The organism is Enterobacter cloacae complex sp. SHL022, assembly GCF_049237785.1.
Taxonomy (GTDB): domain Bacteria; phylum Pseudomonadota; class Gammaproteobacteria; order Enterobacterales; family Enterobacteriaceae; genus Enterobacter; species Enterobacter hormaechei_C.
In genome coordinates this window covers 176,848-196,577 of sequence record NZ_JBMKJH010000006.1, presented here as the reverse complement: position 1 = coordinate 196,577, position 19,730 = coordinate 176,848, and the positions used below count along the sequence as shown (strand labels likewise).

The window sequence follows — 19,730 nt, the reverse complement described above, 5'->3', positions numbered from 1 at the left end:
ATGAAATAAATCCTTTTATTTCATTGTGTTGAGGCGCATAAAAAAGCTCCCGAGGGAGCCTTTTTAATGTTTGTATTCAGCCGCTGCACAATCTCCTTCAGCCAATACTGTTATCCATACAACGCCGCTATCACATAAATTTTCTCTTTCCCCGGCAATATTTCTGTTTCTCATCCGTCTACCTCATCAGAGACCATAATCATTCAACATAAACGAGGCACACATGAGAAATTTTGATATGCACGGAAAAGGTCACGGGCGTGGCTTGGGCCGCCATCGTATGGGTAAGGGCATCGTGATTGGCGCAGTCCTGTTCGTGGTGCTTGGCCTGCTGGTCATGTCCCTGTGGAACGCGTTGCTCCCGGCCATCCTGGGGGTTAAAGCCATTGGCTTCTGGCAGGCGTTGGGGATCCTGCTGCTGAGCCGCATTCTTTTCGGTGGGCTGGGTTTCCGTCCCGGTATGTTCGGTGCGCACCGCCGTATGCACGAACAATGGATGAATATGAGCCCCGAACAACGTGAGGCCTTCATTCAGCAGCGTCGGGCGGGATTTGGGCGCCATGGTCATTGCCGATGGCACGATGGCCGGGATGAAAAACGAGATGATAACGGTGCGAAAGCGCCGGAAGCCGAGTGAGCGATATGAAAGCCGGTGAGGCGGGGGAATCATTACTGATCTCGGCACTCAATGCCTGCCGCACGCGGCTAAAAGCATTCATTCGCGGAAGGACTGCGGTTCGTGATGATGTCGATGATATTCTTCAGGAAGTGACCTGGCAGTTGATGAAAGTGGAACAACCGGTCGAGAACGTCGCCGCCTGGCTGTTTCGCGCCGCACGAAATGAGATGATCGACCGGGCGCGAAAAAAGCACGAGGTTTCACTGCCGGCGTACCTGACAGCAGATGACGAGGACTTTCCGGAGCAGGAGATTGCAGAAACGTTATTCGGCGTACCGCAAACGCCGGAGGAGGAGTATCTCAACATGCTGCTATGGGAAGAGTTGGGGCAAGCCCTGTCGGAACTGCCGCCACCTCAGCGCGAGGTGTTTGAAAAAACGGAATTTGAGGGCTACAGCATGAAGGTGCTGGCAGAGGAAACAGGCGACAGTGTGCAGGCGTTATTATCCCGCAAACACAAAGCCGTGCGATTTTTGCGTAGTCGCCTCAAGGATATTTATGAAGCGTTGACAGGGCAATAAACTTCGACCACTCTGAAAAACAATATTTTAGAGGGGTCGTTATGCTTCAACGGTTAGCAAAGAAAAAGGTGCTGTTACTCTCTGCTCTGATGGTTTCGGGGCTGGTCAGCGCAGAGGAGTCGCTTCCGGATGTGGTGAAGCACTTCAGTGAACAGCAGGACATCAAGATCATTAAGAAAATTGACGCCCCCGGCGGCGCGCCAGCGTGGCTGGGGCAATATCAGGACATGGGCGTGACGCTCTTTCTGACCCCTGACGGAAAGCACGTCGTGTCTGGCTATCTGTATGATGAGAAGGGAACCAACCTCAGCGAGGCCTTTTTCCAGAAAGAGATCTACGCCCCGATGGGCCGCGAGATGTGGAAAAAGCTCAATGCGGCGCATCCCCTGAAGGAGGGCGCGGAGAGTGCCCCGCGCAAAGTCTTCGTCTTTGCCGACCCGTTCTGCCCGTACTGCAAGCAGTTCTGGGCTGAAGCGCAGCCGTGGGTGAAGGCTGGCAAGGTCCAGCTCAACACGCTGCTGGTTGCGTTTCTTAACCCGAACAGCGGGCGTAACGCCTCCGCGATCCTGAATGCGAAAGATCCGGTGTCGGCCTGGAAAGCGTACGAGCTGTCCGGCGGTAAAAAGCTGCCGAAACCTGAAGGAGCGGCGTCCCGGGAAACCGTTGAGATCCTGCAAAATCACCAGACGCTCATGGACAGTCTCGGCGCGAATGCCACACCGGCTATTTATTACCTGAATGAGCAAAACGAACTGCAACAGGTCGTGGGTATGCCAGACGCAAAACAGCTTGAGGCAATGTTCGGACCGAAGCCGTAAAAAGAAAGGCAGAAACAGGACGTTTCTGCCTTTTTTCAGTCAACTACCCCAGCGTCCCCGGAGGTAATTTACTGCTTCCTGCGTCTGCGGCTGGTTAAGATAGTCTTCACGGAACAGGATGGTGCCCTTAACGTCTGGCAGTGAATCATTGAGGTCGAGCTGTTTTTTCAGCTCCGGTACGCCGCCGTTCACCGTCCAGTCCGGTTCATTTCTGGAAGGCGCGCCCACTTTGTAGAACGCGATCCCGATATACAGACGGGTGTGGGTCGGTTTCACCACGTCAGCCCACCATTTTGTCAGCACATCGTAACGTGCCGCGTCGCGGGCGAAGGGCCAGTAGATCTGCGGCGCAATGTAATCCAGTAATCCCTGCTGTACCCATTTGCGCGTGTCAGCGTAGGATTCATCATAGGCTGCGGCGCCGCGCGTGTCCGAGCCTGCCGGGTCGAAGGAGCGATTGCGCCAGACCCCCGCCGGGCTGACGCCAAATTCGACCTCAGGTTTAGCCTGCTTGATCGCCCTGGAGACCTGCACAATCAACTGCTGCGTATTGTGTCGACGCCAGTCCGCTTTTGACGCAAATCCTTCGCCATAGCGCCTGAAGGTCCAGGCATCATTCAGGGGGGAGCCCGGCGTCTCGGTGTAAAAATAGTCATCGAACTGAACGCCGTCGACAGGGTAATGATTTACCACTTCCATCACCACCTGGGTTATCCAGTCCCGCACCTCGGGAATGCCCGGGTCGAGAACAAAACGATCCCCCGAGGTGCGAATCCACTCCGGATGCAGGACGTACACGCTCGAAGGATGAAGCGACGAGGTGCGGTTAAGCGCGGCGATGGTCGACGGCTTCGTGTTGGTGGAAACGCGGTATGGGTTAAACCAGGCATGAACCTTCATCCCACGCTTGTGCGCTTCATCCAGCATAAACTGAAGCGGATCGTAACCGGGATCTTCCCCGATAGTCCCCGTCAGGGTATCTGACCAGGGCAGTATTTTAGAAGCCCACAGCGCCGTACTGTCCGGTTTTACCTGAAAGAAGACGGTGTTGATCCCTAGATTTTTCAGCTTATCGAGCTTGTCCGTCAGCGCCCGCTGTTGCTGGGCGATGCGCTGGTCCGCGCTACGGCCATTCACCGATGAAACGGGAGGCCAGTCGAGACGGGAGACGGTCGCCAGCCAGATCCCGCGCATGGGTTCGTTAGTCTGCTGTACAGGTTTCGCCTGCGGCAGCGGGGTTACGAGTGATTTAGGTGGTTTGGAAGTGCAACTTACCAGTAAAAGCGCGCAGCCAAGCAGCGCGCCAGTCCGTTTTACGTGTCGCATCATTTGCGTGTTAGCTCCTGGGTGTCCGGCTATCCGTCCAGGGATTAAACGCCGGTTCGTCCTGTTCCCCGTTACCGTCATCGTGAAGGGAGTCGAGGTAGAGGGCTTCAACTTCCGCCCGCGCCCATGGGGTGCGGCGCAGGAACTTCAGACTCGATTTAACACTCGGGTCCTTGCGAAAACAGTTGATTTTGATTCGGTTGCCCAGTTCATTCCAGCCATATCGCGCAACCAGCGCGTTAACCTGCATTTCGAGGGTTACGCCATGCAAAGGATCGTTGGAAACATGTGCTGTCATAGGCGTCCGGTAGTCTCATTTTTTATGGGGATGTGATAAACGCTCAAAGGTTACAAGAAAGCAGGGGACGCGGCAATTTCAGCGTGAGGTTCTTCACCCGTAAAGGGTGAAGAGGATTTCCGGTTAATACTATTTTTTAAACAGTTCAGGTGCCCACGGCGTTGGGTCTACCTCCATAAAGGGCGCACGCTCAAAGCGGGACTTCAGCGCCCAGGGCACCGTACAGTCGAAAATCGTTTTGCAGGTGATCCCGTTGCCACGAATGGAGGGGCTGTAGTCCGGCGCCTGAGACGGATCGAGCTGGTGTCCGCGGATCCCCGGCAGATGGGTGATGCTGACATCGCCCTGCATACGGGTCGTCATCGCCCACAAGATGTCGTCGCTGTCGAAAATATCCACATCTTCGTCGACGAGAATAATGTTTTTAAGCTCGGAATAGGTGGCTAACGCGATGAGAGCCGCCTGACCCTGACGCCCTTCGTCAGAGGGCTGGCGTTTTTTCACCTGCAATACGCCAAGGAACTTGCCGCCGCCAGCGGTATGCGCATAGACGTTTTGCAGAAAACCGGGAATGGCTTCTTCCACCGCATTACGGATGCTGGCCTCCGTTGGCAAACCGGCCAGCGTGGTGTGCTCTTCGCCCGGTCCTACCAGGGTTTGCAGGATCGCCTGATGACGCATCGTGACGGCCTTCACTTTGATTACCGGTAAGGAGGGGTTAGCCTCCCCGCAGTAGCCGGGAAATTCCGGCATCGCGTGCCCGGTGTGGGTATGCTGATCTTCTTCTACGCGCACGCCCGGCAGCAGTTCGCCTTCGATGATAATTTCCGCACGCGCAATCGCTTTTTCATTTACGGCCACACCCTGCACCAGCTCGACGGGGGTCTGACGTAACGCACCGGCGACACCCAGTTCGTTGTAGCCGAAGGGCGTGGTAGGGGCTTCGAAACAGGCGCCAATATAGATAGCGGGATCGAGACCCATATTGATCGTGACCGGCAACGGTTTACCCGCCTCCTCGGCTTTCTTACGGAACACTTCAATATGGCGGCCCGCGGCAAGAAACATGGAGAGCTCATCGCGCTCCTGAACGCAGAGACGGTGAATAGTGACATCGGTCAGTGAGGCATCTTCCGGATCGCTTGCCAGCACCAGCCCCAGACAGAAGAACGGACCGGCATCTATCGGCGTGTTGGTCGGTGCCGGAAGCAATTTACGCAGATCGAAGTCCGGATCGTCGGCATAAAACACCTGCTCCTGACACGGCGCCTGGGCCGCCGGGACGACAACGGGAGCAATCGGGTTTTTCACGGCCTGGCCGACATGTTTTGCCAGTTCAGAGGGTTCGCAGCCCAACAGGAGCGCCGCCCGCTCGCGGCTGGCGTGCATTCCGACCAGAATACGGGAGTCGGGGTATCCCTTAATAGCGTTAAACATCATCGCCGGGCCAATGCGCGTCGGACGTTTTACCGTGCCGCCAGCACCAATATGCCGGTACACACCCGCCAGCTCCGCGTCAGGATCGACCGGATGGCTGGTTTCAAGGTATTGACCTTCATGGCGTTTTAGCAGTTCGATAGCACTTCTGAGATCGTTGATGTGGTTTTCCATATTTTTCCCCCCTCGGATGAATGCATCCATTCTTAACCGGACGAAGAGGGCTATCAATTGCATCATTTATGCTATTTTAATATGAATTTTATTATCAATAATAAAGGCATGGTATGCAGTTTCGACTGATGCGCAATTTTATCGTGGTGGCGGAAGAGCTTCACATGCATCGAGCGGCGGAGCGCCTTAACATGGCGCAGCCCGCGCTGAGTCAGCAGATAAAAACGCTTGAAGATCGTCTGGGGGTAATGCTCTTTAGCCGGGCGAATCGTCGCCTGACGCTGACGCCAGCCGGTGAGGCGTTTCTCAGTAAAGCCAGAGTCGCGATTTTAATGACCGATCAGGCGATTCTGGATGCCAGACAGACGGCCAGAGGAGAACAGGGCGTGCTGAATCTCGGATGTGTTTCAAGTGCGATATTCGACAGTAAGCTGCCCGCCGCGCTGCGGCTTTTACATGAGAAATGGCCAGCCATCAGCCTTTCCATGATGACGGGAAACGTGCAAACCCTTTATACCGGCGTGCAAAGCAACCAGCTGGATGTGGCCATTATTCGTGCCCCGTTACCGCTGCTGCCTGACGATCTGCAAAGCCGTCCTTTCACAACGGAAAAAGCCGTGCTGGCCTTACCTCGTCAACACAGCCTGGCGGGCTCCGCCGCGCTGACGCTTGCGTCGGTGAAAGAGGAGAAGTGGATCGCCCTGCGCGACCCGGAGGGGATGGGGCTGGAGCAATATTTCTATGATGCCTGCCACAGCGCGGGCATACAGCCTGACGTTGTGCAAAATGCCACCGATGTCCCCACGGTGATAAGCCTCGTCTCGGCAGGGTTTGGCATCGCCATGCTGCCGGCTTCAGCGAAGGCGATATGCGTACAAAACGTCGTCTTTGTGGATATTCTTGACCGACTCCGGGAGAGCGAGCTGACGCTGGTTTGCCACCGGATTATTCGCTCTGAGGTGCTGAAAAAATTGATGAGTATCCTCGATCATACCTGACGTCCGGCGGCCTGAAGAAGCTGTTCTCGCAGCCAGCGGTTAGCCGGATCCTGGCTGTTTTTCGGGTGCCAGTACATACCGATGACGATCGGTGGGAGATCCAGCGGCGGCGGAAAAATATCAAGCGTTTGCGTAAACCGTAGCAACATGCGTCTGGGTAAGGTGCAGAGCAAATCGGTACCGGCAACAATCGCAGGCGCCATCGCATAGCTTTGCGTCGACATCACTACGTTACGCTGGTGGCCAAGCCCCGCCAGGTGCTGATCGACAAAGCCCGCGAACGGGTCGCCCTCGGATGAAACCACCAGGTGGGAAAGGCTACAATAGCTATCCAGATCCATCGGACTCGTACCGCGCGGATGGCCTTTTCGCTGGGCTGTGGCATATTCATCGTCAAACAGCTTGCGTCTGACCCATGCATCGTGCGCCACCGCGTTAACGCCGACATAAATATCCACATCGCCATTTTCCATCTGCGCTGGCAGCAGTTGGGTTTCCGGGAGCGCAAAACGCAGGCGGATACCTGGCGCCGCACTGCTAATCTGATTCTGCAACTCTGCCCCCAGCATCAGCGCCGGGTTCTCGTGCAGGGCAATCACAAAGGTGCGGTTGCTGTTCTGCGCGTTAAACGTGGTGGGTTCAAGCATCGCCGATATACCCTGCAAAACCGTCGCGACCTGCGGCCTTAACCCCTCGGCGCGCGGCGTCGGTAACACCCCACGTCCGTGTGGGGAAGGGACAAACAGCGGCTCACCAAACAACACGCGCAGGCGCGCAAGGCGGCCAGACATCGCCGGCTGGCTGATGCCCAGCCGCGCGGCGGCATGGGTGATATTCTGGTCCCTGAGTAACGCATCCAGCGTCAGGATCAGGTCCATATCCATATCGGAGGGGGACATCTTATTTTGCGTCACGGTTGGTATAGGTCACCGGAACCCACGCGTAGCCGTCCCGCTCACCTTTCGTCACATAGCCGATCCCGGGGAAAGGCAGATGTGGCGCCGCAATCAGCGCTTTATTTTTCACAAACTCAGCGAAAGCAGCGTTGCGCACCCGGGCGGCGCCGTCCTGATCCTCATCGTAAGCAATCGTCACGTTGGGCTGTGGGAACTGAACCGCGGCAACGTGAATGATGTCGCCGACAAAAGTCATTTTTTCACCTTTGCTCTCCAGCGTGTAGAACGCGGAGCCTGGAGTGTGACCCGGGTGAACCGTACCGCTGATGCCCGGCAGAAGCTGTTCCGTGCCGGAGAAGGTCGTCACTTTTCCGGCATCCAGATAGGGCTTTAAGGTCTTGTGCGCGACGTCGAAGTAGTTCTGGTCATAGCCAGACTTTTTCTGGTTCTCGTCGTTAAAGAAGAAATCGATATCCGGTTTGCCGACATACACCTGCGCGCGGGTAAACACGCGCTGACCGTCTTTAACCAGGCCGCCAGCGTGATCGGAGTGAGCATGGGTGATCAGAATATCGGTAATATCTTCGGGTTTGATGCCCTGGGTCGCCAGGCTCTCAATCAGCCGCCCGCCTTTGCCGGGGCCAAACAGCTGACCAGAACCGGTATCCACCAGAATTTTGTGGCCGGGGATGGCGATATAGAACGCGTTAATCGACGCTTCCACCGGATTGGCCTGGAAGTTTTTAGCCAGTAACGCATCGGTATTTTCCGCCGTCGTCCGGCGCAGTAAGGCGTGCAGATCCTGCGGCACGCTCCCGTCCGTAAAGGCGGTGACAATCGTATCGCCAACCTGAACGCTGTAGCCGCCAGCCTGCTGTTTCACCACATGCTGCGGAACGCTGGCCACCGCGTGGATAGCGGGAAAGAATAAAACCGAACCGGCCAACAGGGTTGATATCGCAAGTTTTTTCACAGTAAACATGATGGGCTCCTCAATAGTAAGTTCATCATAGTTCAACTGCGATTTTTGAGAACCGCCGGGAAGTGAATGTGACCTATCCATGGAATGGATAGGTCTGAGAGGATGCTTTACAGCACGCCGGTACCGCCGTCAGAGCACCACACTTGCCCGGAGGCGTATGAGCAGGTATCGGAGGCAAACAATACATACAGCGGTGCGATTTCAACCGGCTGGCCCGGTCTGCCCAGGGGCGTATCTTCCCCGAACTTCTGAACTTTGGACTGCGGCTGGCCGCCGCTGGACTGAAGAGGCGTCCAGTATGGACCTGGCGCGACGGCATTCACCCGAATGCCACGCGGTCCCAGCTGCTGGGCCAGAGACTTGGTAAAGGCTACGTTACAGGCTTTGGTCTGCGCATAGTCCACCAGGATCGCGCTCGGTTTAAACGCCTGAACGGAAGTGGTGTTAATGATCACGGCGCCTTCCTGCAAATGGCGCAGCGCAGCTTTGGTGATCCAGAAGGGGGCATAGACGTTGGTCTTAAACGTCGCGTCAAAATCTGCCGTGGTGAGATCGTCGATAGATTCACAGTACTGCTGGCGTCCGGCGTTATTCACCAGAATATCCAGGCCGCCCAGTTCGGCAACGGCTTTTTCCACCAGCGTGTCGCAGAACGACTCCACGCGAATGTCGCCCGGAATGGCGACCGCTTTACGGCCTTCAGCCTGAATCAGCGCAATGACCGATGCCGCATCGGACTCCTCTTCCGGCAGATAGCCAATAGCGACATCTGCGCCTTCACGGGCATAGGCGATCGCTACCGCGCGACCAATTCCGGAATCACCGCCGGTAATCAGCGCTTTTTTTCCTGCCAGTTTTCCTGACCCGATATAACTTGTTTCACCATGATCCGGTATTGGCTTCATTTCCGATGCCAGCCCGGGGGCCCTTTGCGGTTGTTCAGCAAACGGTGGACGAGGGTAATGCAGCGTGTGATTATTTCCTGTAGACATACCGGCCTCCTTAATAGTGAATTCCAAGATTAGTCGTTAATTAAACGTAAGCGGGCAAAATTGACAAATTCAGACAAATCTATCTTCCGGTAGCGGATATAAAATATTTTCTCAAGCCAGCATGTAATACCAGAAAAGGGCGACCTCATCTTTTTCCGGCAGGGCGTTGTAAAGGTAGCGATCGTAACCGCCGAGAATAAACCCATAGTGACGATAAAAAAGACAGGCAGAAACATTAACGTTCTGCGTCTCCAGCCGTAACCCGGGCGCATTGAGGCTTCGCGCCCAGACGTGGGTGGCGGACATCAGCTTGTGCGCCGCGCCCGTACGACGCTTTGAACGCTCCACGGCAATGTAATCCACCGATATAAATTTATTCCAGTTGCAGGACGCGGTAATAAAACCGGCGATTTCACCGTCATCCGTTTCGGCGATAAGAAATATTGAATCCGGATTAACACAATGATTTTCCAGCGTCTGGAGATCCAGTTCATAGGTTTTAAGATAAGGTTCGGTCAGCGCCTCGATATGCAAATCACCATTGAGAAAAGGCTCTCTGGCAATCTCATCGACCGTAAAAGAAAAATCACAGCATTCAAGACGGGCAAGGTCGGTGCTTAATCCTTTTCGAATATGCATAGTATTCCTTAAGTGGGAGTTATAAATAGATAATAGACGAAGCGGCATACTCTGCTGGCATAACACTCTGTAGATCCTGGTCTAAGCTTGTATTTCGTTCCGCGTAAAATGTGGTCATTCGAGGACAATGAATGGAATTCAGAACATGTCGCAGGCACTGGGGTGCTGAGTTTATTTCCGATGACGTTGTACGTTTTCGCGTCTGGGCAGAAGGGCAAAAAGATCTCACGTTGCGTTTAACCGATACCGACATTCACATGGCGGCGGTGGGCGACGGCTGGTTTCAGATTGACGTGCCCGGCATCAGGCACGGTACGACGTATCAGTTTGTTTTACAGGATGGAATGGCGGTGCCGGACCCGGCCTCGCGCGCGCAGCAGGCTGACGTCAATGGCCCGTCGGTGGTGATCGACCCGCGTCGCAGCCTGCCCGCTCAGCGCGAATGGCAAGGACGACCGTGGGAAGAGACGGTGATCTACGAGCTGCATATCGGCACCTTCACCGGGGAAGGAACCTTCAGGGCGGCCATCGACAAACTGCCTTATCTGGCCGAACTGGGTATTACGCAACTGGAAGTGATGCCCGTGTCCCAGTTCGGGGGCGCGCGCGGATGGGGGTATGACGGTGTACTGCTGTATGCCCCGCACTCGGCTTATGGTACACCGGATGATTTTCATGCCTTCATTGATGCCGCCCACGCGCTCGGGCTTTCCGTGGTGCTGGATATCGTACTCAACCACTTTGGCCCGGAAGGGAACTACCTGCCGTTGCTCTCGCCGGCGTTTTTCCATCAGGATCGTATGACCCCGTGGGGCAACGGTATTGCCTATGAGGTTGAAGCTGTCCGGCAATACATCGCTGAGGCGCCGTTATTCTGGCTCTCGGAGTATCATCTTGACGGTCTGCGCTTCGACGCCATCGACCAGATCCATGACGACGCTGAGACCCATATTCTTCCCGAAATAGCGCAACGGATCCGCGACGCCTTTCCGGATCGGCATATCCATCTGACCACCGAAGACAGTCGCAACGTGATTTTCCTGCATCCGCGTGATGAGCATGGTCAGACGCCGCTTTTCACCGCCGAATGGAATGATGATTTTCACAACGCCGCGCATGTCTTCGCGACGGGAGAATCACACGCCTACTATCAGGATTTTGCCTTTGAGCCGGAGAAAAAACTGGCGCGGGCGCTAGCAGAAGGCTTTGTCTACCAGGGGGAAATCTCGCTTCAGACCGGAAAATCGCGCGGGGTAGAGTGTCGCGAGCAACCCCCACAGTTTTTTGTCGATTTTATTCAAAATCACGACCAGGTCGGCAACCGTGCCCAGGGGGAGAGGCTTATCTCTCTGGCTGGGGCGGATAAAACGCGCGTGCTGTTCGCGGCGCTGCTCCTGTCGCCCCATATTCCGCTGCTGTTTATGGGCGAGGAGTATGGCGAAACGCATCCGTTCCTCTTTTTCACCGACTTCCACGGCGACCTGGCGAAAGCGGTGCGGGAAGGGCGCGCGAAAGAGTTTACCGGCCATGCCGGGCACGATGAAACCGTACCGGACCCCAATGACGTAAATACCTTTATGCGGTCGAAGCTTGACTGGAACAAGGCAGACACGGAGGAAGGCAGGGCGTGGCTGCACGTCACGCGCGAGCTGATTGTGCTGCGTCAGCGCTTTATCGTCCCGTTACTGAAACAGCGGGGCACCGTGGAGGGTAACGTCCTGCAAACGGCGCTCGGCATGGTTGCCGTGAGCTGGCGTTTTCCGTCCGGCACGTTGTCGCTGGCGCTGAATATCGGCAAAAAGCCGCTCGCCTTACCGGACCTGCCCGGAAAAACGATCTTTAGCTGGCCGGAGGCAGTCGAAAACCTGCCGCCGAACAGCATTGTTGTTCGCTTTGCTGATGGAGAAGCAGCGCTATGATCCCTTCCTCTACTTACCGAATTCAGTTTCGCAACGGCATGACCTTTGACCGCGTGGCAGACCTGATTCCGTATATGAAAGACCTCGGTATCAGCCATCTTTACGCGTCGCCTGTTTTCACCGCAACCACGAATTCCACCCACGGCTATGACGTGACCGACCCCAACGAAATTGACCCGGCGATTGGCGGGCGGGAAGGGTTTGACCGCATGGCGGCGGCGCTGAAACAGGCGGGGATGGGGCTGATTCTGGATATCGTTCCTAACCATATGTCGACCTCGCTGGAAAACCGCTGGTGGCGCGATGTTATCGAACATGGCAGGCAGAGCCGCTATGCGGCGTATTTTGATATCGACTGGTCCCGACCGCTGACGTTGCCGTTTCTTGGCGACACCTTTGAAGCCGAGCTGGAGCGGGGGGCTATCACCTTAAAACGTGACAGTGTCACCAACAGCGCAGCGCTGGTTTACTATGATACCGCCTATCCGCTTAATCCCGGCACGTATGCCGAAGGCAAGAGCATCGCTGAGATCCACGAGGCGCAAAGCTGGCGGCTGATGTCCTGGCGTGAAGCGCCGAAACAGCTTTCATGGCGTCGCTTTTTTGAAATCACCGGGCTGGTCGGCGTGCGGGTAGAGGATGAGGCGGTATTCGCAGATACGCACCACCTGATCCTTGAGCTTGTCCACGCCGGGGTTGTCGACGGCCTGCGCATTGACCATGTGGACGGGCTTGCCGATCCGCTGGGCTATTTGCAGCGACTGCGTGCGGCTTCCGGACCGGATTGCTACATCACGGTGGAAAAAATCCTCGCCAAAGGGGAACAGCTTCCTCCGGAGTGGCCCATCTCAGGTACTACGGGTTATGAGTTTATCGCCTCCCTGGCGGAAGTGCTGGTGGATGATACCAACCTCTCGCGGCTGGAGATGCTCTACGACGAGACGCTGGGTACGACCGTGGACAGGCAGGCGGAACTTCGCAACGCCAAAGGGCTGATGACCGATCGTAATTTTGAGGGTGAATTTACCACGTTGCTCAAAATAGCCAGCGAGCTGGCCGGGCATAACGGCGCCGAAGTGGAGCATGATGATATCCGCCATGCCCTGCGTGAGCTGCTTATCGCGTTTCCGGTGTATCGCACCTACGGCACCGCTGAGGGACTGACGCCACCGGATGTGGCGCTGCTCAGCCGTGTGGTCGCCAGCGTCAACGCCTCTGAACCCGCTCTGAGCCTGATCGTGCGTATTCTTACCGGCGATCTGCCGGAGCATGACCACGCGCTGGCCTCGCTTTTCCGCACCCGTTTTCAGCAACTGACCGGGCCGCTGATGGCAAAATCGGTAGAGGATACGCTGTTCTTCCGCCATAACCTGGAGCTGGCCCTGAACGAAGTCGGCGCCGACCCGACGCCGCGCGCGTTTTCACTTTCCCGTTTTCATCAGGAAATGCGCATTCGTCTTGCCCGCCAGCCCGATGCGCTGCTGGGAACCTCCACCCACGACACCAAACGCGGCGAGGATGCACGAGCTCGTCTCTATACGCTGACGGAAGCGCCAGATCTGTGGGGAGAAAATCTGGCGCGCTGGCGGCAGATGAACCAGACGCAGGTCCGATTCCTCAACGATGGCACCGCGCCGAACGCCGCCGACACCTGGATGATCTTCCAGGCGCTGGCGGGCGTCTGGCCAGCAACCCTGTCGCCTGAGGATCGTGATGGCCTTAAGTCACTGGAAGAGCGTTTCCTCGGCTTTATCGAGAAAGCCCTGCGCGAGGCCAAGCAGCGTACCGACTGGATCGACAGCAACGAAGGTTACGAGAGCGTGGTCCTGGACTACGTGCGCCATCTGCTTTCCCCGGATAACACCCTGTTCCTGCGTGATTTCAGTGCCGCACTCCAGCCGTTTATTCGGGCTGGGTTAATGAACAGCCTGAGCCAGACGGTGATCAAGCTGACTGCGCCTGGCGTACCGGACATCTACCAGGGCAGCGAGGGGCTTAACTTCAGCCTCGTCGACCCGGATAACCGCCGCGAACCGGATTTCGCCGCACTGGCGGAAAACCTCAGCGTAGCGGATGGCACCGTTTTTAACGATGCGCAACGCTGGCGAGACGGCAGCGTGAAGCAGTACGTTACCGCCACGCTGTTACGGCTTCGGCCACATTACCCCGCACTTTTCCGCTACGGCGACTGGCTGCCGCTGAAGGTAACCGGTGAGCGGGAGGAGAATCTGATCGTTTATGCCCGCATAAAAGATGACGAGGCGCTGATCGTCGCCGTGCCGCGTCTGGTGTTTGACGTCACCGCCAATGCGATGCTGTGGGCCAACACTATCGTGGCCATACCCCAGGAGCTGGCCGGGAAGCACTACCGGGATCTGTTTACCGGTGAGCGTCGCCTTCTGCCAGAGACGCTGGATTTAACGTCTGAAAAGGGATGTTTGTTGGTTCTGCTTACCTGCGACTAATCGAGGAGAACAAAAATGCCAAAGGATACAACGTTTGAAATTCGGGCCGGTCATGGCCAGCAGTTGGGCGCAAATTATGACGGGAAAGGGGTAAACTTCGCCCTGTTTTCCGCCCACGCGGAGCGGGTGGAGCTGTGTCTGTTTGATCCTTCGGGAAAAACAGAAATCGCCCGCCTGGAACTGCCGGAATATACCCATGAGGTCTGGCACGGCTATGTGCCGGATCTGAAACCGGGGGCGCTGTATGGCTACCGTGTGTATGGCCCCTACGATCCGGAGAACGGTCACCGTTTTAACCCCAATAAGCTGCTTATTGACCCCTATGCCCGTGAACTGGTGAGTGACATTGAGTGGAACGATGCCCACTTCGGCTATGAGCTGGGACACGATGAGCTGGATCTCAGTTTTGATACGCGAGACAGCGCGCCATTTACGCCCAAATGTAAGGTCATCGACCCCAATGCCGTTGACTGGCAGGACTCACGCCGGCCCGATATCCCGTGGCCGCATACCGTGGTCTATGAAAGCCACGTAAAAGGCTTTACCCAGCTTAACCCGGCTATTCCGCCTGAACTGCGCGGTACGTTTGAGGGGATGGGGCATAAAGCCTCGGTGGAATACATCAAAAGCCTCGGCATTACCTCGGTCGAGCTGCTACCGGTTCACTGGTTCCCTGACGATCAGCACCTGCTCGATCGCGGCCTGAAAAACTTCTGGGGCTATAACTCGCTCGGTTTCTTTGCGCCAGCGTCCCGCTATTACGGCCCGGCGGGCATCCAGGGTTTCCGCGACATGGTGCGTGCCTATCATGACGCGGGCATCGAGGTGATCCTCGACGTGGTCTATAACCACACGGCGGAGGGCAACGAGCTGGGACCAACCCTGTCGTTTAAGGGGATTGATAACTTCTGTTATTACCGCACCATGCCGGATCAGCACCGGTATTACATCAACGACACCGGCACCGGGAACACCGTTAATACATCGCACCCGCGCGTGTTGCAGATGGTCATGGACTCCCTGCGCTACTGGGCGGAGTCGATGCAGATTGACGGTTTCCGCTTTGACCTCGGGACCATTCTCGGACGTGAGCCGGAGGGGTTCGATCCGCGCGGCGGCTTCTTTGATGCCGTGACCCAGGATCCGGTGCTGTCGAAGCTGAAGCTCATCGGTGAGCCGTGGGATATCGGCCCCGGCGGGTATCAGGTGGGGGGCTTCCCACCTGGCTGGGGTGAGTGGAACGACAAATACCGCGATACGGTACGTGAATACTGGAAGGGGGATAACGTTTCTAACGATTTTGCCGCCCGTCTGTTAGGGTCCGGTGATTTGTACGATCTGCGCGGGCGTCGTCCGTGGGCCAGCGTCAATTTTATCACCGCGCATGACGGCTTCACGCTGAACGATCTGGTATCGTACAACGAGAAACATAACGCCGATAACGGGGAAGATAATAACGACGGACATAACGATAACCGTTCGTATAACTACGGCGAGGAAGGGCCGACGGAAAACCCGGATATCATTGCCACCCGCGAGCGGCAAAAGCGCAACTTCCTCACCACGCTCTTCTTCTCGCACGGCACGCCGATGCTGCTGGCAGGCGATGAGTTTGGCCGGACGCAAAAGGGCAATAATAACGGCTATTGTCAGGACAGCGAGATCTCCTGGGTAAACTGGGAAGGACTCACTGAAAACGACGAGAAGCTGCGCGACTTTACCCGTCGGTTGATTGCCCTGCGCGCGACGCAGCCGCTGCTGCGACGTGAGAACTGGCGCGACGGGCTGGAGATCCGCTGGTTTAACGCCGGTGGCGGACCGCAGCAGTCGGAACAGTGGGACGAGGGTTCCACCCTTGGTCTTGCCATCAGCCGTCCTGATCTTGAGCAGGAAGAGGGCGTCTGGCAAGACGTGCTGATGCTGTTTAACCCGTTTGAAGGTACGGTGCCATTCCAGATCCCGCAGTTTGGCGAAGGGGGTTGGGTGCTCGAACTCTCGACGTCGGAGGATGCCACCACGGGGGAAATCATCACTGAATCTGTCGATTACGAGCTGGCCGGGCGGAGTATCATCCTGTTCCGCCGTCCTTAAAGCGAGGCCGCCGCGCGTGCGGCGGTATCATACAGGGAGGAGATCGCGCGGAGTAACTGCGCGGTCTCGCCAATCGACGCGCCCGGAATACCGCTTTCCGCATGAATGTTGATCAGGCAGGCCTCCCGCACCTCCCGGTACTTCATGCACAGCGCTTTTCCCTCCTCCGTAGTGGAGAAAAAAAGCTCTTTTCCCGCTTTCTCGCTGGTGACGTAGCCCGCCTTGACCAGCTTTTTCAGCGCATACGTCACCACGTGGGTATCTTCCACGTTCAGCACAAAGCAGATGTCAGCCAGCTTTTTCTTACGGTTGCGGTGATTCACGTGGTGCAGAAGCGAAACATCAAAGGCCCCCATATCCGGTTCACCCGCTGCGGTCATGCAGCGCACCATCCATTTGTTAAACGCATTGCTGGTCATGATCAGCGCATATTCCAGCTCTGATAATTCAGCACACCGCTCTGAGACGAGATGACGGGAGGAGACGATTCGCCCGTCCGCAATATCGTCGTGGTTTAACGCTGTCGTCTTTTTCTTTACTGTCATAACGATCCTTCCCCCGAAATGTAAACCCGTCGATAAAATAAGAACATTTTATTGATAAATTGTTTACATGTTTTTGACGTTCAGATATAGCTTTTTAGTGCAGGTTCTGTGGAGCCTCACGCAAAACACAACATCGCGCGCCGTAATGCACCGGCTTCGCTCTGCTGCGAAGTATAAAAAATAGCCGTCGGCGCGCAACGCTCACTTTGGATAGGGTAACGTTTATGGACAGTTCTACACTGTTGCCACTTATCGGGATTCCGGTGGTGGTTATTGGTTTTGCACTGCGTTTCAACCCGCTGCTGGTTGTCGTGGTGGCGGGCCTGGCGACGGGCCTGCTGGTTGGCATGGATTTCGGTATGCTGCTGGAAACCTTTGGCGAAAAGTTCGTGAATAGCCGATCGCTTGCCACCTTCATTCTGATCCTGCCGGTGATTGGCCTATTAGAGTATTACGGGCTGAAAGAACGCGCCCAGGCCTGGGTCGCGAAGATCGCCAGCGCCACCTCGGCGCGTATCCTGATGCTCTACTTTGTTGCCCGCGAAGGAACGGCTGCGCTGGGCCTGATGTCGCTTGGCGGCCACGCGCAAACGGTGCGTCCGCTGCTGGCGCCGATGGCGGAAGGGGCAGCTCTGAATGAATACGGGGAACTGCCGCAGACTATCCGCGACAAAATCAAAGCCCATGCCGCCGCGTGTGACAATATCGCGGTTTTCTTTGGGGAAGATATTTTTATCGCCTTTGGCGCGGTACTGCTGATTGATGCGTTCCTGAAAGAGAACGGGATCGAGGGGATCGAACCGCTGCATATCGGCCTGTGGGCCATTCCGACCGCCATTGCGGCACTGATCATCCATATGACGCGTCTGCTACGCCTCGATGCCAGCATTCGTCGCGACGTGATGGCCTGGAAAGCAGAGCAGGATACGCAGGAGATCGCACCATGATGACCCTCATCACCATTAACCGCGTGTACTACCTGATCGGCTTCGTCGTGATGCTGCTGGTTGTGATGACCCTTCGCGATCGCGCTAACCCGAAACGCTATACCACGGCGCTGTTCTGGTTTCTGTTTGGCGGGATCTTCCTGTTTGGCGATCTGATGGTGCAGGAGCTGGGTAAGCCCCTGGCGTATCGCATTATTGGCGGCGCCGTTATCGTGATTGCGCTGCTGGCCGGTTTCGGGCTGGTCGGGAAGGGGTATTATAAAATGTCCACCGAGGAGGAGCGTGTTGCCTCGTCGAACCGGCTGAAAAACTGGCTGTTTTTACCGGCACTGATGATCCCCGTGGTAACGGTCATCGGGACGCTATTTCTGAAAGGCGTGTCGATTGGCGGTGTTTATCTGCTCGACCAGAAACAGCTTACGCTGGCGGCGCTGTGCGTGGCCTGTGTGGCAGCTATCCTCACCGGCTGGTGGCTGACAAAAGGTACGCCGCTGCATGCGGTTCGTCAGTCGCGTCGGCTGGTCGATACCATTGGCTGGGCGGTGATCCTGCCGCAGATGCTCGCCATGCTCGGCGGGGTGTTTGTGGTGGCGAATACCGGCGAATCGGTACAAAAGGTGGTCAGCCTGTTTGTGAACCCGGACAGCCGCTTCATGCTGGTGGTCATTTATTGCGTGGGGATGGCGCTGTTTACCATGATCATGGGTAACGCCTTCGCAGCCTTCCCGGTGTTAAGCGCCGGTATCGCTCTGCCATTCCTGATTAACGTCCATCACGGTAACCCGGCGCCGCTGCTGGCTATCGGTATGTACGCTGGCTATTGCGGCACGCTGATGACGCCGATGGCCGCCAACTTCAACATTGTGCCCGCCGCGCTACTGGAGCTAAAAGACAAATATCAGGTTATCAAGATCCAGATCCCGACCGCGTTAACCCTGCTGGTGGTGAACGTGTTCTTAATGTATTTCCTCGTGTTTCGCTAAGGAGCTGCAATGGAATTAACGCAACATCAGGCTGACGCCTTCGCCAGAATGCCGTTGACCTATTTACGTCAGGAATACCCGAACCACATTATGCATCTGCTCAACGATGACGGCGACGTTCTGCCGCCTCGCGAGCTGCACCCGATCTTTTACGGCTGTTTTGACTGGCACTCTGCGGTGCATGGCTACTGGCTGCTGCTGCGCTGCCTGCGTCTCTGGCCCGAACTGCCGTGCCGGGAAGAGATCATCACTCTGTTCGAAGAACACCTGACCGACGAGAAGGTGGCGAAGGAGTTGGCCTATTTTACCGCGCCGTTCCGCGCGTCGTTTGAGCGGCCTTATGGCTACGGCTGGCTGCTGGCGCTGGCGCAGGAGCTGAAGCAATCGTCACTGCCGCAGGCGGAGCGCTGGTACCAGACGCTGCAACCGTTAACGCTGGATATTCGCCAGCGGCTGGTGGATTACCTCAGCAAGCTTACCTATCCGATCCGCGTCGGGACGCACTACAACACGGCGTTTGCGCTCGCGCTGGGGCTGGATTATGCCCGGGCGGTGAACGATGACACGCTTGAGCGCGCCATCCTGGACGCGGCAACGCGGTTTTACCTCGCGGACACGCAATATCCTGCGCATTATGAGCCGGGTGGCGACGAGTATATCTCCGGAGCGCTGACCGAGGCCCTGCTGATGAGTAAGGTGGTGGAGGATTTCCCGGCCTGGTTCGATGCGTTTCTGCCTGAAGTGGGCGCCGTTTCTGCGCTCATGAACCCGGCCGAGGTGAGCGACCGCACCGACCCGAAAATCGCGCATCTGGACGGTCTCAACCTCAGCCGCGCCTGGTGTATGAAGCACATTGCCCGTGCTCTGCCGGAAAATCATCACGCCCGGAAGCCATTACACGATGCCGTTGCGCGCCATCTCTCGGCAAGCGTGGAGCATGTTGTCGGCAGCCACTACAGCGGCGGCCACTGGCTGGCGAGTTTTGCGCTGCTGGCGCTGGAGTAGCGCTTAGTTATATTT

General features: G+C 56.5%; 18 protein-coding genes. 10 read left to right on the top strand and 8 right to left on the bottom strand.

All coding sequences use genetic code 11. The annotated features are described in order from the left end of the window. Nucleotides 1-223 precede the first annotated feature (223 nt). From ACOTZD_RS14280 to dsbG, 3 genes are read left to right on the top strand one after another with little or no spacing between them, the layout of a single operon-like run. On the top strand, nt 224-637 hold the full coding sequence (locus ACOTZD_RS14280) for a hypothetical protein (protein ID WP_015570500.1): 414 nt from the start codon (nt 224-226) through the stop codon (nt 635-637). 5 nt (nt 638-642) lie between these two features. Next, nucleotides 643-1,200, top strand: coding sequence for an RNA polymerase sigma factor (locus ACOTZD_RS14275; RefSeq protein WP_172745095.1), 558 nt, complete (start codon nt 643-645; stop codon nt 1,198-1,200). 41 nt (nt 1,201-1,241) lie between these two features. Further along, the gene (gene dsbG, locus ACOTZD_RS14270) at nt 1,242-2,018 is read left to right on the top strand and encodes a thiol:disulfide interchange protein DsbG (RefSeq protein ID WP_060579897.1); all 777 of its coding nucleotides are present in this window, start codon (nt 1,242-1,244) and stop codon (nt 2,016-2,018) included. A 39-nt stretch (nt 2,019-2,057) separates the two neighbouring features. On the opposite strand, the gene ACOTZD_RS14265 is transcribed toward dsbG, so the two are convergent. The 3 genes from ACOTZD_RS14265 to ACOTZD_RS14255 form a co-directional block, all read right to left on the bottom strand. Further along, entirely contained in the window at nt 2,058-3,347 is a 1,290-nt protein-coding gene (locus tag ACOTZD_RS14265; RefSeq protein WP_032658450.1) for a glycoside hydrolase family 10 protein, read from the bottom strand. Between the two features lie 7 nt (nt 3,348-3,354). Continuing rightward, nucleotides 3,355-3,642, bottom strand: a complete 288-nt coding sequence (locus tag ACOTZD_RS14260; protein WP_003857097.1) for a VF530 family DNA-binding protein — start codon at nt 3,640-3,642, stop codon at nt 3,355-3,357. A gap of 129 nt (nt 3,643-3,771) precedes the next feature. Then, nucleotides 3,772-5,253, bottom strand: coding sequence for a UbiD family decarboxylase (locus ACOTZD_RS14255; protein WP_032658447.1), 1,482 nt, complete (start codon nt 5,251-5,253; stop codon nt 3,772-3,774). Between the two features lie 113 nt (nt 5,254-5,366). On the opposite strand from ACOTZD_RS14255, the gene ACOTZD_RS14250 reads away from it, so the two are divergent. After that, nucleotides 5,367-6,251: a LysR substrate-binding domain-containing protein gene (locus ACOTZD_RS14250; protein WP_003857101.1), complete on the top strand. Its 885-nt coding sequence runs from the start codon at nt 5,367-5,369 to the stop codon at nt 6,249-6,251. On the opposite strand, the gene ACOTZD_RS14245 is transcribed toward ACOTZD_RS14250, so the two are convergent. The 4 genes from ACOTZD_RS14245 to ACOTZD_RS14230 form a co-directional block, all read right to left on the bottom strand. After that, entirely contained in the window at nt 6,242-7,150 is a 909-nt protein-coding gene (locus ACOTZD_RS14245; protein ID WP_129256214.1) for a LysR family transcriptional regulator, read from the bottom strand. The genes ACOTZD_RS14250 and ACOTZD_RS14245 overlap by 10 nt on opposite strands. 1 nt (nt 7,151) lies before the next feature. After that, nucleotides 7,152-8,129, bottom strand: a complete 978-nt coding sequence (locus ACOTZD_RS14240; protein WP_023324665.1) for an MBL fold metallo-hydrolase — start codon at nt 8,127-8,129, stop codon at nt 7,152-7,154. A 107-nt stretch (nt 8,130-8,236) separates the two neighbouring features. Then, nucleotides 8,237-9,121, bottom strand: a complete 885-nt coding sequence (locus ACOTZD_RS14235; RefSeq protein WP_022651207.1) for an SDR family oxidoreductase — start codon at nt 9,119-9,121, stop codon at nt 8,237-8,239. Nucleotides 9,122-9,232: 111 nt separating this feature from the next. After that, nucleotides 9,233-9,760 carry a GNAT family N-acetyltransferase gene (locus tag ACOTZD_RS14230; RefSeq protein ID WP_003857109.1) on the bottom strand — a complete coding sequence of 176 codons (528 nt, stop codon included), beginning with the start codon at nt 9,758-9,760 and terminating at the stop codon, nt 9,233-9,235. A gap of 131 nt (nt 9,761-9,891) precedes the next feature. Here ACOTZD_RS14230 and treZ point away from each other — a divergent pair, with 131 nt between their 5' ends. From treZ to glgX, 3 genes are read left to right on the top strand one after another with little or no spacing between them, the layout of a single operon-like run. Then, the gene (treZ, locus tag ACOTZD_RS14225; protein ID WP_104468623.1) at nt 9,892-11,679 is read left to right on the top strand and encodes a malto-oligosyltrehalose trehalohydrolase; all 1,788 of its coding nucleotides are present in this window, start codon (nt 9,892-9,894) and stop codon (nt 11,677-11,679) included. After that, nucleotides 11,676-14,144 (top strand): malto-oligosyltrehalose synthase, encoded by a 2,469-nt coding sequence (gene treY, locus ACOTZD_RS14220; RefSeq protein WP_174402305.1) that lies wholly within the window; start codon nt 11,676-11,678, stop codon nt 14,142-14,144. The genes treZ and treY overlap by 4 nt, the downstream gene beginning before the upstream one ends. Nucleotides 14,145-14,159: 15 nt before the next feature. Beyond that, complete coding sequence (glgX, locus tag ACOTZD_RS14215) at nt 14,160-16,235, top strand: glycogen debranching protein GlgX (RefSeq protein ID WP_174402304.1); 2,076 nt, start codon at nt 14,160-14,162, stop codon at nt 16,233-16,235. Here glgX and ACOTZD_RS14210 read toward each other — a convergent pair. Continuing rightward, nucleotides 16,232-16,780, bottom strand: coding sequence for a winged helix DNA-binding protein (locus ACOTZD_RS14210; RefSeq protein WP_003857118.1), 549 nt, complete (start codon nt 16,778-16,780; stop codon nt 16,232-16,234). The two genes, glgX and ACOTZD_RS14210, sit on opposite strands and share 4 nt — an antisense overlap. A 224-nt stretch (nt 16,781-17,004) precedes the next feature. Here ACOTZD_RS14210 and ACOTZD_RS14205 point away from each other — a divergent pair, with 224 nt between their 5' ends. The 3 genes from ACOTZD_RS14205 to ACOTZD_RS14195 are packed head-to-tail and all read left to right on the top strand — an operon-like array spanning nt 17,005 to nt 19,715. Next, nucleotides 17,005-17,727, top strand: coding sequence for a DUF969 domain-containing protein (locus ACOTZD_RS14205; protein WP_047055514.1), 723 nt, complete (start codon nt 17,005-17,007; stop codon nt 17,725-17,727). After that, nucleotides 17,724-18,710 carry a DUF979 domain-containing protein gene (locus ACOTZD_RS14200; protein ID WP_047055515.1) on the top strand — a complete coding sequence of 329 codons (987 nt, stop codon included), beginning with the start codon at nt 17,724-17,726 and terminating at the stop codon, nt 18,708-18,710. The genes ACOTZD_RS14205 and ACOTZD_RS14200 overlap by 4 nt, the downstream gene beginning before the upstream one ends. Nucleotides 18,711-18,719: 9 nt before the next feature. Then, nucleotides 18,720-19,715 (top strand): DUF2891 domain-containing protein, encoded by a 996-nt coding sequence (locus ACOTZD_RS14195; RefSeq protein WP_003857125.1) that lies wholly within the window; start codon nt 18,720-18,722, stop codon nt 19,713-19,715. The last annotated feature ends 15 nt before the right edge of the window (nt 19,716-19,730 follow it).